A 13573-nucleotide genomic window follows, 5' to 3' on the forward strand; every position below is an offset into this window, starting at 1 on the left:
TTCATCCTTCTATCTGAGTACGCCAATATTCAATTAAATAACGCGAAATCGAATCAGCTCTAGGTAGCTTTAAATGCTCCCCCTCGTGTTGCCAATCTTTAAATTGCGCAAGTTCTTGGCGAGAAAACCATCGTGCATCTTCAAGTTCATCTTGCTCTGTGCTTATTTCATCACTGCTTGCTGTGGCAATAAAACCAAGCATGATTGATGAAGGAAACGGCCAAGGTTGAGAAGCAATATACTCTGCTTTCTCCACGGTAATACCCGCTTCCTCTTTTACTTCTCGGATCACGGTTTGTTCAAGGGTTTCACCTGGGTCAACAAACCCGGCAAGTGAGGAATACAGACCTTTAGGCCAAGTTGCTTGGCGACCCAATAAGCAGCGTTCAATCCCATCAGAAAATGTTTTAGTTACTACCATAATAACGGCTGGATCGGTACGCGGAAAAGTTTGGTGCATACAGGCTGCGTTGTCGCATAAACGTGAATGCCCCCCTTCAACTAAGTGATTTTTGGTACCACAGCGACCACAAAAACTATGAGTGGCATGCCAGTAACACAACCCACGAGCAAGCGCTGCATTTGAGCCATCTTCAAGTGCTACTTGAGTACCATGTTGACGAATATCTGCAAACTGGGCATCACCAACAATCGTTGCTAATAACGACTCTTCGAGTTCAGTTACGTCTAGCGCAAATACGGCATTATCCTGTTTATTTGATCCTAAAAGAATAGCCTGCGTTAAATCTAAATGTGCCACTTGTTGGTAAGCTAAATACACCACCTCAGGGCTACTGTTAGCAAATAAGGTGTGATTGCCTTTAACTAGAAGCCATAAACTGTCTGCTGTTTTTTTTGCGTCTACCCAAGTAGGGTCTTTGCGCGCATTTGAGCCTCTGTCTAATGGCATATTACTGTAGTTAAGCATGTAATTCCTTGATACTAATTGAATCTTAAAATTACCATACTCATCCACTAAACCCAATTTATTATCGCCATAAAAAAAGCCTAAATTAGGCTTAATTAATCTATGCACCCGTTGTATTAAATACTCTCATGATCAACGCAAACATTCTGCTCAAAAATAAATCAAAAATACAATACTTATACTTTTTAAAGTAGTAGCTGTTTGTCAATTAAATGAAATTGCTCGGCACTTTGCTTAAGTACCTCTGCGGTTAATTTATCAGCACCGTATACATCACACGGAACATTATATTGATTTTTTAAATGCCCAAGTAATAATGCAAAGTCACCGTCACCCGAGAGTAAAATAACTTTATCAAGCTGCTTCCCCTGCTCTAGCATATCTATGGTTATACCCACATCCCAATCGCCTTTGGCACTGCCGTCACGGCGTTGAATAAAGGGTTTTAGTTTTACTTCAAAGCCAATAGCGCGCAAAATATTTTGAAACTGATTTTGCTTTTCATCACCTCGGTATATTGCATAGGCGAACGCACATTCTATATCGTATTGTTGCTCCATCATTCGCCAAAAGGCATTGTAATCAAAGTTTTTACCGTAGCTTTCGCGACAGGTGTAATAAATATTTTGTACATCGACAAAAATACCTACACGAGGTTTACTGCTTTGTTGTGAGGTCATTCTTATGTCCCAATGAGTAATACTTGCAATTGCGTGTTAAGTAACCTAAATTAGTTACCAAACCCAATGTAACCAAATACGGTTACATTTAACAATGTAACCAAATTTAGTTACATATAAATAATCTATTTGGATTTTTATGATTGGTGTGATCAGCGGCGATATTATTAAATCGCAAAAAATACCTAAACAACAATACGATGCCATGCTTTACCAGCTAGAGCAAAGTTTACGTGCAAATTGCAATAAAACAACATCTTGGGATATTTACCGTGGAGATGCATTTCAACTGCAACTCGATAAAAGTGAACAGTTAGTTACCACCGCTATTCTTATTTATCTACAGTTAAAATCTGCCGGCTATGAATTGCGCCAAAGCATGGCGTTGGGGCACATAGATAACCCTAGTACGAGTATAAAAACTGCCACAGGCTCTGCATTTACTCTCTCTGGTCATGAGCTAGATAAAATGACAAACCAGCGTTTTACATTTGCTATTGCAGATCAATCGGTTGATGAGAGCTTCAAGCTAAACTTAGCGTTTGTCGATGTATTACTGTGTAAAATAACCCAAAAACAAGCAAATGCTTTGTATGTATATTTAACCCATACTAATAACAACCATGCAGCTTTAGCTAAAGAGCTCAACACCAGCCGCGAAAACGTTACTAAGCTGCTTAATCTTGCTAACTATCAGCTGATAGAACGATTTATTTTACATGCACAACAACAGCTTAAAAGCATACAGCAAGGACATGACTAATGGAATTTTCACTATTACTCGTCGCACTGATTATTGGCCACTTACTCGCTGATTTTTATTGGCAACCCATGAGCTGGGTAAACGACAGAAACACCCGTCATTTTAAAGCAAAAAAACTTTACTACCATGTATTGGTTCACGGAATTACCAGTGCAGTCGTTGTGGCACTTTGGGAATATAGTTTTGGCTGGCAACAACTAAGCAGCGTATTACTGGCGACCGGCATTGTTATGATCAGTCACTACTTTATTGATATTGCTAAATCGTATTCAAATAAAGGCGTAGTGCCTTTTTTATTAGACCAAATTGCACATATCACTGTCATTATTGCGATAAGTATTTGGCTCACTGACGATCAGCAATTTGCTGACAATGTGATGGCGTTATTGTGCAACGATAAAGTGCTGTGGGTTATAGCTGGTTACTTTATTATTTTAAGTCCCAGTGCGGTATTTATAAGAATGATGTTAGAGCGTTTAACTAATCACTTTTCTAGTGATGGTAGCCTCCCCTTAGCAGGACAAAGTATTGGTATGCTTGAAAGAGTACTTATGCTGACATTTATTTTATTAGATCAGTTTGCAGGGCTTGGGTTTTTAATTGCCGCCAAATCCGTGTTTAGATTTGGCGACTTAAGTGCCAGCAAAGATAAACAACTCACTGAATATGTGATGCTAGGAACGTTACTGAGCGTCAGTGTTACTTTATTTGTAGGATTAGCAGTTAATTATTTAATCGGTTAGTAAAGCTTTAAAATAGGCATTAAAAAACGCGCTACCAGTAAAAGTAAGCGCGTTTTTTATTAAAGCGAACTAAACCTAATTAGTCGTTATTTGCTGGACGACGACGGCGCTGGCCATTCCCACCTACCGATTGACGCTTTGCCCAAGGATTTTGTGCGTTCTCGTCTGTTTTTGCTGCAGGCTTTTTAGAGCCACCACGACGAGGGCCTGTACCATTGCCACCATTGTTAGGCTTTTTGCTATTAGATTTGCTGCTATCTGATTTAGGCTTATTAAATGGTTGTTTTTTCTTTGGCTTTTTAGCCGGTAACGGGCGTGCATCGAGTGCGCGCTCAGCAACAGGGTTAGCCGGTTCAAAACCTTCTTCTTCAGCACGTGGAATTAGCTCGCCAATAAAGCGCTCAATGCCGTATAAATCTACTGCATCGTCAACCGTTACAAACGAAATAGCATGCCCTGATGCTCCCGCACGACCAGTTCGGCCAATACGGTGAACATAATCTTCATATACATTAGGTAAGTCGTAGTTTACAACATGCGGTAATTCAACAATGTCTAAACCACGTGCAACAATATCGGTTGCCACTAATACGCGCACTTCACCACTTTTAAAGCCCTCTAGTGCTTTAACGCGCGCGCCCTGAGATTTATTGCCATGGATTGCCGCACCAACAATATCATCGCGTTCAAGTTGCTTAACTAAACGATTAGCACCGTGTTTAGTACGACTAAATACCAGTACTTGTTGCCAATCGTTGCTACGAATTAAATGGCTTAATAGGGCCGTTTTACGTGCTTTGTCTACTGCGTATACGCTTTGCGTGACACTTTTTGCGGTGGTGTTTTTAGCCGCAACAGAAATTTCAACGGGGTCGTTAATTAACCCTTTTGCCAGCGCGCGAATATCATCCGAAAACGTGGCTGAGAACATTAAGTTTTGACGCTTTTCAGGCATTTTTGCAATTAGGCGTTTAATATCATGGATAAAGCCCATGTCTAACATACGGTCGGCTTCATCTAAAACCAGTACTTCAACGCTATCAAATTTAACCGCGTTTTGATTGTGTAAATCAATTAAACGCCCTGGTGTCGCCACTAAAATATCAACCCCTTTGCGCAGGCGCTGCATTTGTGGGTTAATTTTAACACCACCGTAAACAACAAACGAACTCACGTTTGAATGCTTAGCATATTCTTCAACGTTTTCACTTACTTGCAACGCAAGCTCACGGGTTGGCGTTAAAATAAGCGCACGAACATGATTACTTTTTGCTTTAGTACCCGACGATAAACGCTCAATAAGCGGCAAAGTAAAACCAGCGGTTTTACCGGTACCGGTTTGCGCTGCGGCCATTACATCGCGACGTGCAATAATTGCTGGAATAGCTTGAGCCTGAATAGGCGTTGGCGTTTCATAGCCCTTTTCTAAAACCGCATTAACTAAAGACTGTGATAAACCTAAACCATCAAAACTCATATAAACTCTCTATTTCAAATTAGGCCAAAGTGGCCAGTTGCGCGCATTATACCTTTAGTGGCTCAGAATGCATGCCATTATTTACTTTGTGCCAAATCAATAAACACAAATACTAAAAAAGCGGCTAAACAGCCGCTTTTTATTTACCTGAGCATTACAAATGCTAAAAGATTATTTTACACCTAACTCACGTAAACGCTCTTGTAAGTAGCTATCTGCTGTGTAGCGATCAGATAACACCACATCTGGACGAGGGTGTAAAAACAATGGTAATGAAATACGTGATTTGGTTGTTGCTTTACCCGATGGATTAATTACACGGTGGATCGTTGATGGGAAGTAGCCACCCGATGCTTCTTGTAACATGTCACCAATATTAATAATTAGACTACCAAAATCACATGGCACGTCTAACCAACCACCATCGGTTTTTTGTACTTGTAAGCCTGGCTCATTTGACGCTGGTAATACGGTTAATAAGTTAATATCACCGTGCGCAGCAGCACGAATAGCACCAGGCTCTTCATCACCTGTCATTGGCGGGTAATGTAAAATACGTAACAACGTTTGCTCAGACTGGGCAATCATATCTTTTAAATCAATAGAGAACTTAGCACGCACTTCTTCAGGCGCTTCAGCCTGAACCCAGCTTAATAATGTTGCCGCAAATTCATTAGCTAAACGGTAGTACTCACGCACATCAGCTTCTAATTGTGCAGGAACACGGCCTTTAGGGTAAACATGAAAGTACTCTTTAATGTCTTTTACCGTATGGCCTTTAGCTACTTCTGATACCGACGGTGGAAAATAACCATCTTGCGTTTCTTTTGAAAATAAAAACTCATGCTTTTGCTCTGAGTTAAAAAAGTCTTGCCAATTTTTATAAATAGACTCAACTAAAGATTGCGGAATAGGATGGTTTTTTAATACGCCAAAACCAGTATTTCTCAACGATTCAACAAATTGCGCAGCCGCATCGTCCGCTTTATAATCAACTGTAGGTAATTGCATGGTACATTCCAGTAAGTAGGTTGTTAGAAGCCATTTACTAATCCGCTTAAGCCACAGGTCTACACGAAATTAGTATTACATTCAAATATAGCTTAACTACTTAATTCAAGTAATAAAGGCTGCATTTTTATGCTGTGCGAGGATAGACAAACCCCCTTGAAATTATAAGGACATATGTCCGCACTCAATAAGCAAGCCTTCTCTAGCTTGATCAAGATCAAAATAACGCTTGTATTGAATTTTCACCCCATCGTACCAATCTATTCCTTATCAGCATCACACACTATATCAACTTGTTAAGGCTCTCTACATGCGACAAAAAGTTTCTTTTAAAAGCGGTGAATTAGAACTCGCTGGACAACTTGAACAGCCCTCTGGTGAAGTGAAATTTTATGCCTTATTTGCTCACTGTTTTACCTGCTCTAAAGATGTAGCGGCTGCAACACGAATAAGTCGCGCGCTCACTCAGCGAGGCATTGCTGTATTACGCTTTGATTTTACAGGGCTTGGTAATAGCGATGGTGACTTTGCCAACAGTAACTTTTCATCAAACATTCAAGACTTAGTGGCTGCAGCCAATCACTTAAGAACACACTTTAAAGCACCTCAGTTATTGATAGGCCACAGCTTAGGTGGTGCTGCGGTGCTTGCAGCAGCAGAGCACATACCTGAAGTATCGGCCATTACGACTATAGGCGCGCCATCAGATGCCCAGCATGTTACTCATAACTTTGCTGCTCATTTAGATGAAATAAACCAATCGGGTGAAGCAAAAGTGTGTTTAGCTGGGCGGGAATTTACGATTAAAAAGCAATTTATAGATGACATCGCCAAATACGATAACAGCCATATAGGCAAGCTTAAGCGTGCTTTGTTAGTTATGCATTCTCCTATTGATGCCACCGTGAATATTAGTGAAGCCGAAAAAATTTACGCAGCTGCTAAGCATCCAAAGAGCTTTATTAGTTTAGATAATGCCGATCATTTACTCAGCAATAAAGAAGACGCTAACTACGCAGCCGATGTCATTGCTACGTGGGCTAATCGCTATGTTGAATACGATAAAACACCCTATAGTGCAAAATTAACTAACGGCAGTGTATTAGTTGAAGAAAAAGATCATAAACTCACTCAGCACGTGAGTACTAAAAACCATACATGGCTTGCTGATGAGCCTACCGATGTCGGCGGTAAAAACTTAGGCCCAGACCCTTATGATCATTTACTCGCTGGGCTTGGAGCTTGTACTGCAATGACACTTCGCATGTATGCAAGTCGCAAAGAGTTGCCGCTAGAGCACATAAAAGTAGAGCTCAACCATACCCGCAATTACAACCAAGATTGTGATGATTGTGAAAAAACCGGCAATCTAGAGGCCATTATCCGCAAAATAACCTTACAAGGTGATTTAACTGACGCTCAGCGAAATCGATTACTCGAAATAGCCGACAAATGCCCTGTGCATAAAACGCTACATAACAGCCCTTTGGTGGTTAGTGAATTAGTGGGGTAACTAAAACAAAAATAGCGCAGTAAGCCCTGCGCTATATTTAGGATTTTAATTTAAAAACTGACTGTATCGTTTAATTTTCTAAAAACGCCGCTACCTCTTTACTCATTTTATCTACCAACCATTTAGGCCCGCCATCGTACATATCGTTGTGACGTGATTTTTCTATCAACCTTTGCGTAACAGGATAAACAGTTAACTCTTGGTCGGTTAAAAGCACGTTTGCATCGGCTGGATAATCACTACCGCGCAGTGTGAGCACATGTATGTTTTTATTGCGTGGCAATAACATGCGGCGGTGATCGAGCGTAATTAATTGGCTTACTTCACTTGGATAAATAGCTGCATACAAGGCTGAAATATCTCCACCATTTGAGTGGCCAAATAAAGTGAGTTTTGTAAAATCATACTCAGGGTATTTAACACTTAGCTCATTAACTAAAAATTTGAGTGTTACAACACCCCGGTGCCAATTTTCCATACGAGTAGTTAGGTATGGCTGCGCACGATTAAGTGCAGGGTCACTTTTAAGCTCATGCGCTACCGCAATGCTTAAATAGCCTTGCGCATTAAATAACTTACTCGCAAAGGTGTATTCATTGTGGCTAATGCCATACCCTGCATTTACAAATACCACTGGGCATTTTACTTGCGCGCTGCACTTAAGGTGGTTAGCTGGTAGGGTAATATTTACAGGTATAGAGCGATTACGACTATCATCAATGATTGCATCGTTTTGGGCATAACTTGATGATGAAAATAGCATAGTGCTTAAAGTCAGTGCACTTAACATTAAATGCTTTTTTATAATTTTTAACATGCATTCCCTTGTATTACATATACATTTTTAACTAACATTAATTTTTATTATAAAGGTTAGCGCGCGCCTTTGCTAATTTGTGCGATAATAGCGATTATTGTTTTACTATTATCGCAAAAGAATCCATTCATGAAATCATATAGCAGCATTGAACAACGCATCGACATTCTCCAAAGCAGAATTGAAGCCTACCAAGAAGAAATTAAAGTGTTACAAGCCGAGCCGAAAAGTAACAATGAACGGATTATTTTTAAGTTCATTGAAACCGGCAGTACAGGTAAAACCAAAGATTTTGTGAGAGAGCTGGGAATTAAATCGCCGCGTGATAGCTTATATTCATCTGGTGATGTAACCAAACTGATTAAAGATGGCGCTGATGATATTTCGCCAGAGCTATTGAGCATAGCCCGTGCACTTGCTAGCGCGCGCAACAAAAATGGCCCTGCTTGCTAATAGCAAATATAATAACGGATTAGCCGTAAGCTCTTGCGGCTAATCAACCAGCTCGATATCAAGTCCAGCTAATAAATTTAACGCTTCAAGCCGTTCAAACTTTGCATTACTCACATCATTGCTTGTTATATCAATATTAAATTGCGTTGCGCCAACAAAGTTTGCTTTTCTCAAATTAGTTTGATGAAACAGGCTGTCTCTAAAGTCAGTATCCGAGAAGTTGCTTTGAGCTAAGTTAGCGTGCCTAAAATCGACATCTTTGGCAAAACAGTTCGTCATTGTTAAGGCTTTTAACTGTAATTCAAAAAACGAACTATGGCTCAGCTCACACTGTTTAAAACTCACCGGTGACGTTAGCGCTAATTGTGGCCAATTTACTTGCCCCCACATTATGCTATTGAGCTTACAATTTGCAAAGCTCACCCCTTCTAGTGAGCTGTAATTCCAATTAAGCTCAGTCAAATTACAGTTAATAAATTCACACTCTATAAACCGACAGGCACTAAACTGGCTGTGACTAAAATCGCAATCAATAAACTGACATTGTTCAAACTCAATATCGCTAAAGCGCTTTGCATTTGCTGTAAAGTTTGAAAATGACTGATCAAAATAATGACTATCTTTAAATAACTCGCTCATAAAAATAAAGCACCTAAATTGGGTTATGCCAAACAAAAAACCCCTTAGGTACGAAGCCTAAGGGGTTTTGATCTAACTAAACACTAGCTTTATTCTGCGCTTGGTAATTCTTTCTCAACTACACTAATAGCAAGCTCTGTCAGCGAATCGCTGTTTGCTTTGCTAGGCGCATCGGTTAATAAACACGATGCTTGTGTGGTTTTAGGGAAAGCAATAACGTCACGAATGTTATCAGTACCACATAACAACATAACTAAACGGTCTAAACCGAACGCTAAACCTGCATGCGGCGGTGTGCCGTATTTAAGTGCATCAAGTAAGAAACCAAATTTATCTTGCTGCTCTTGCGCTTCAATACCTAAAATTCTAAATGCTGCTTCTTGCATATCTGCATTGTGAATACGTACCGAGCCACCGCCCACTTCGTAGCCGTTTAATACCATATCGTAAGCATCTGAAATAGCCGCTGCTGGGTTTGCTTCAAGCTCACTGGCACTAATATCTTTTGGTGCAGTAAATGGATGGTGTACAGCGTGTAGTGTGCCTTCGTCATCTTCTTCAAACATTGGGAAGTCAACAACCCAAAGTGGTGCCCAGCTATCTAAATTAGTGATTTCTAAATCAATACCAATTTTTAAACGAAGTGCGCCCATGGCTTCATTTACGGTGTTGCGTTTATCCGCACCAAATAAAATGATATCGCCTGTTTGTGCATTAGTACGTTCAAGTAACTGCGTGATCACATCTTCATTTAAGAATTTAGCGATTGGCGATTGCACGCCCTCAACGCCTGCATCACGGTCATTTACTTTCATCCATGCTAAACCTTTAGCACCGTAAATACCGATAAACTTAGTGTAATCATCTAGTTGCTTACGAGAAAGTGATGCGCCACCTGGTACCGTTAGTACTGCAACACGGCCTTTTTCATCGTTTGCTGGGCCTGAGAATACTTTAAATTCTACGTCTTTTACTAAATCGGCTACATCAATAAGCTTCATTGGGTTACGTAAGTCTGGCTTATCAGAACCATATAGGCTCATTGCCTCAGAGTAAGGCATAATTGGGAAATCACCTAAATCAACATTTAGTAATGACTGCCACATTTCACGGATCATTTTCTCTGTCATACCACGTACTTGATCAGAGCTCATGAACGAGGTTTCTAAATCTATTTGAGTAAATTCAGGTTGACGGTCAGCACGTAAGTCTTCATCACGGAAACATTTAACAATTTGGTAGTAACGGTCAAAACCCGACATCATCAACAATTGCTTAAACAACTGTGGCGACTGTGGTAATGCGTAAAAGCTACCTTTATGAACACGACTCGGTACTAAGTAATCGCGAGCACCTTCAGGCGTTGCTTTAGTTAGCACTGGCGTTTCGATATCTAAAAAGCCATTTTCATCTAAAAAGCGACGTACAAAGCTGCTTGCTTTAGCACGTAATTTAATGCGGTCGCTCATTTCTAAACGACGTAAATCTAAGTAACGGTATTTTAAACGACGCTCTTCTGAGTTCACTTGGTTAAAATCAAGTGGCATAGGCTCAGAGCGGTTAATAATAGTTAAACCCGTGCCTAAAATTTCTACTTCGCCGGTTGCCATGTCTTTATTTACTTGACTATCTGGGCGAGCACGTACAATCCCTTTTAACTGAACACAAAATTCTTGACGAAGTTTGTTAGCTGTTTCCATTAATCCTTCAACTTCCGGATCGAATACAACTTGTACTAAACCTTCTCTATCACGTAAATCGACAAAGATAAGTCCGCCAAGGTCACGTCGTTTGTTGATCCAGCCACATAGTTCAACTTCCTGATCTACGTGAGTTTTATTTAGCTGTCCGCAGTATATAGAGCGCATAGTTTTCCTGTCAGATAAAAGGCATATAGCGGTTAAACACTGTTGTTTTAAAAGTTTTTATAAACACCAAAATGAAAATAAAACCGCTAGCAATTCAAAATAATCAAATTAAGCCCTGCATTATACCCAAGTAGGTTGAAGATGCTAGGGCGTGTTTACCTTTCGGGGTTGAATTTACAGCGCACCGTTTTGTTATTTGTTACACTACCGGCACTTTATAACAAGGCTTTTGTTTGTATGCTATATATTGGATGCCCGCAATGGTCGAGCAACGCATGGAAAGGAAACTTATTTTCACGCCAGTGTAAAAATGCCGATATGCTTAGCGAATATGCGCAGCATTTTAATTCGGTAGAAGGTAATACTAGCTTTTACGCCGACCCCTCACCTGACACTGTATTACGATGGGCTGCCAGTGTACCTGATGAGTTTAAATTTACCTTTAAATTTCATCGGCGCTTTAGTCACGAACTCCAACTTACTAACGTGCAACATGAGCTAACTAATTGGCTTAATTTATTCGCCCCGCTATTTGAAAAAACAGGGCAAATAATGCTGCAATTACCTAAAGCGTTTGCCCCACAGCATTTAGCGAAGCTTGCCGCTTTTATTGAGTTACTTCCTAAAGAGCTAAACTATGGGGTTGAGGTACGCCACCCTGATTTTTTCAAAAAAGGTGAGGCCGAAATCGCGCTTAATCAGCTTTTAATGGCACACAATATAAACCGCATTGCAATGGATACCCGCGCATTATTTGCGGTTAAACCCACAACCGAAGCACTCATAGATGCACAACAAAAAAAGCCTTATTTACCAGTGCACGCTATTGCTACGGGCTCGCAGCCTATGGCGCGCTTCGTTATTGCTGATTTAGAAAACGATTATAAGATCTTTTATCAGCCTTGGCTTAGCAAAGTAACCCAGTGGCTCGATGAGGGCAAAAGCCCCTATGTGTTTTTTCATACCGCTGATAACCGCGAAGCGCCCTTACTGGCTCGCCAGTTTTGCCAAGATTTGGGGTATAATCACAATGTACTCAATCCATTTAGTGGCGAAAAAGAAGCCCACCAGCAAGCACTTTTTTAAAAATAAATTCAAAATACAGAGACAATAATGAGTGAATACGCACGTTACTTTACCGGCTACCCTGCCAATATCGTTGAGCAAGTGTTAGGACTAATAAAAGCAGGAAAGGTAAGTGAGTATTTACTTAAAAAGTACCCGCAGGCGCATCGTATTACCAGTGATAAGTTACTGTATAGCTACGCCACTGAGCTTAAAAAGCAGTATTTAAAAAACGCCCCGCCATTTGGCCGCGCTGCGTTTAAAAAACAAGGTGATATGGTTACCAATGCGCTCGGTACCCACACGTACCGTATGCAAGGTAAAACCCGCAAGCACGATTTAGCAATAAACAGCGATTTACTGCGCGCGCCAGAGCCATTATTAAAAGCATTAGTGGTGCACGAACTCGCGCATTTTAAAGAAAAAGACCATAACAAAGGCTTTTATAAACTGTGCTGCCATATGGAGCCGCAGTACCATCAGCTAGAGCTGGATTTACGGATTTTTTGTGTGGCTATTGCGATGGGTGAAAATCCGTATAATTGAGCGGTCAGCAGTCAGCGGTCAGCGGTCAGCGGTCAGCGGTCAGCGGTCAGCGGTCAGCGGTCAGCGGTCAGCGGTCAGCGGTCAGCGGTCAGCGGTCAGCGGTCAGCGGTCAGCGGTCAGCGGTCAGCGGTCAGCCAAAATTCAATGACACACGAGTTCATAATGAAAGCCCTCGTTAATAAAAAACGCGATACTAAATCGCGTTTTTTATAATTTACTGATAGCTACAAACTGACAGCTAGCTCGTTAGATTTCGTTTCACTCAACCCAACCTACTTAAAACGTTAAAGCCCTAATTCGGCCATAAAGTCGTCGTCGCTATCATCTTGCTTTGGCTGTTTTGCTTTTTCTTTATCCGCTTTTTGCTTGGCTTCGTTTGCGATAATGTCGTCTGGGTCTACAGCTTCTACAATGTCAAAATCGTGAAGTTTAATAAACTCTGTTTTATCCATCGCTAATTCTAAATAGAAGATATTTTGATTGCGAGTCGTAAACGTTACACGGCGAGCTTGCGGGCGATCCATAGTGGTATCAACCGATATTTGCACTTGCTTATTAATAGCCATCATTTTTGGCTGGTTTTGGGTAATAGAGGTATGCAGCTGTTCACGCACTTTTGACGTGAAGTCTCCCACTATTTGGTTCATCAACTCACCCATCACGTTTGAAACGTCATCAGATAAGTGACTATGCGCGATTTCGTCTTCTGGCATGCCCATATTACGCATGTAATCGCCATAAATTTCCATCGCCGCTTGCGCCGTAAAGTTGGTAACAACTAAGCCGGTAAAGCCCCCGTCAAATAAAACAAAACAACCTATGTCTGGTCGCATACATGTGCGGGTGATTTTTTGCACCATGGCTGAATAGCTGATCTCGTTGCCGCTGGCTGATGAAAGTACACCCGTTACTGAGTGGCATAATGTTGCTAATATATCGTCGGTACTAATAACCTTACTTTTGCTCATTTAATAATCTCTTTTATACTTATTCTTCATAATTCTAGTCAAGCTACTGAATTTATCACTGACTATCCAGCATAAAATGTTAAAATAGCACTATTATTTTCA

15 protein-coding genes are annotated in these 13573 nt (G+C 40.7%); 7 read left to right on the plus strand and 8 right to left on the minus strand.

The genetic code is table 11. The features are described from left to right. Position 1: 1 nt before the first annotated feature. Positions 2–928 carry an NAD(+) diphosphatase gene (nudC, locus tag DK924_RS14140; RefSeq protein WP_075169536.1) on the minus strand — a complete coding sequence of 309 codons (927 nt, stop codon included), beginning with the start codon at positions 926–928 and terminating at the stop codon, positions 2–4. Between the two features lie 185 nt (positions 929–1113). Further along, positions 1114–1608, minus strand: a complete 495-nt coding sequence (locus DK924_RS14145; protein ID WP_010391464.1) for an NYN domain-containing protein — start codon at positions 1606–1608, stop codon at positions 1114–1116. 139 nt (positions 1609–1747) lie between these two features. On the opposite strand from DK924_RS14145, the gene DK924_RS14150 reads away from it, so the two are divergent. Then, entirely contained in the window at positions 1748–2371 is a 624-nt protein-coding gene (locus tag DK924_RS14150; RefSeq protein ID WP_054202184.1) for a hypothetical protein, read from the plus strand. Next, a complete protein-coding gene (locus DK924_RS14155) occupies positions 2371–3114 on the plus strand; it encodes a DUF3307 domain-containing protein (RefSeq protein ID WP_109875502.1) in 744 nt (247 codons plus the stop codon). Before DK924_RS14150 ends, DK924_RS14155 begins: the two co-directional genes overlap by 1 nt. Positions 3115–3193: 79 nt before the next feature. On the opposite strand, the gene DK924_RS14160 is transcribed toward DK924_RS14155, so the two are convergent. Continuing rightward, a complete protein-coding gene (locus DK924_RS14160; protein ID WP_109875503.1) occupies positions 3194–4591 on the minus strand; it encodes a DEAD/DEAH box helicase in 1398 nt (465 codons plus the stop codon). A gap of 171 nt (positions 4592–4762) precedes the next feature. Beyond that, entirely contained in the window at positions 4763–5602 is an 840-nt protein-coding gene (locus DK924_RS14165) for an isopenicillin N synthase family oxygenase (protein ID WP_008111615.1), read from the minus strand. A gap of 310 nt (positions 5603–5912) precedes the next feature. Between DK924_RS14165 and DK924_RS14170 the strand changes: the two genes are divergently transcribed. After that, positions 5913–7115 carry a bifunctional alpha/beta hydrolase/OsmC family protein gene (locus DK924_RS14170; RefSeq protein WP_109875504.1) on the plus strand — a complete coding sequence of 401 codons (1203 nt, stop codon included), beginning with the start codon at positions 5913–5915 and terminating at the stop codon, positions 7113–7115. Positions 7116–7185: 70 nt separating this feature from the next. On the opposite strand, the gene DK924_RS14175 is transcribed toward DK924_RS14170, so the two are convergent. Further along, a complete protein-coding gene (locus DK924_RS14175; protein ID WP_109875505.1) occupies positions 7186–7932 on the minus strand; it encodes an alpha/beta hydrolase in 747 nt (248 codons plus the stop codon). Positions 7933–8061: 129 nt separating this feature from the next. Between DK924_RS14175 and DK924_RS14180 the strand changes: the two genes are divergently transcribed. Further along, a complete protein-coding gene (locus DK924_RS14180) occupies positions 8062–8385 on the plus strand; it encodes a hypothetical protein (protein ID WP_008111621.1) in 324 nt (107 codons plus the stop codon). A gap of 39 nt (positions 8386–8424) precedes the next feature. Here DK924_RS14180 and DK924_RS14185 read toward each other — a convergent pair whose 3' ends face one another. Together DK924_RS14185 and aspS are read right to left on the minus strand one after the other, a co-directional pair. After that, complete coding sequence (locus DK924_RS14185) at positions 8425–9024, minus strand: pentapeptide repeat-containing protein (protein WP_055013382.1); 600 nt, start codon at positions 9022–9024, stop codon at positions 8425–8427. Between the two features lie 89 nt (positions 9025–9113). Next, complete coding sequence (aspS, locus tag DK924_RS14190; protein WP_013464572.1) at positions 9114–10892, minus strand: aspartate--tRNA ligase; 1779 nt, start codon at positions 10890–10892, stop codon at positions 9114–9116. Between the two features lie 237 nt (positions 10893–11129). Here aspS and DK924_RS14195 point away from each other — a divergent pair, with 237 nt between their 5' ends. Genes DK924_RS14195 through DK924_RS18930 form a run of 3 tightly spaced genes read left to right on the plus strand, consistent with a single transcriptional unit; the run spans position 11130 to position 12651 of the window. Continuing rightward, entirely contained in the window at positions 11130–11978 is an 849-nt protein-coding gene (locus DK924_RS14195; RefSeq protein ID WP_109875655.1) for a DUF72 domain-containing protein, read from the plus strand. Between the two features lie 27 nt (positions 11979–12005). After that, positions 12006–12503, plus strand: a complete 498-nt coding sequence (locus DK924_RS14200; protein WP_010391443.1) for a M48 family metallopeptidase — start codon at positions 12006–12008, stop codon at positions 12501–12503. Further along, the gene (locus DK924_RS18930) at positions 12484–12651 is read left to right on the plus strand and encodes a hypothetical protein (RefSeq protein ID WP_375231857.1); all 168 of its coding nucleotides are present in this window, start codon (positions 12484–12486) and stop codon (positions 12649–12651) included. The genes DK924_RS14200 and DK924_RS18930 overlap by 20 nt, the downstream gene beginning before the upstream one ends. A 136-nt stretch (positions 12652–12787) precedes the next feature. On the opposite strand, the gene DK924_RS14210 is transcribed toward DK924_RS18930, so the two are convergent. Continuing rightward, positions 12788–13471 carry a DUF3334 family protein gene (locus tag DK924_RS14210; protein WP_010391441.1) on the minus strand — a complete coding sequence of 228 codons (684 nt, stop codon included), beginning with the start codon at positions 13469–13471 and terminating at the stop codon, positions 12788–12790. Between the last annotated feature and the right edge of the window lie 102 nt (positions 13472–13573).

This window comes from Pseudoalteromonas sp. meg-B1, assembly GCF_003173795.1.
GTDB lineage: Bacteria > Pseudomonadota > Gammaproteobacteria > Enterobacterales > Alteromonadaceae > Pseudoalteromonas > Pseudoalteromonas undina.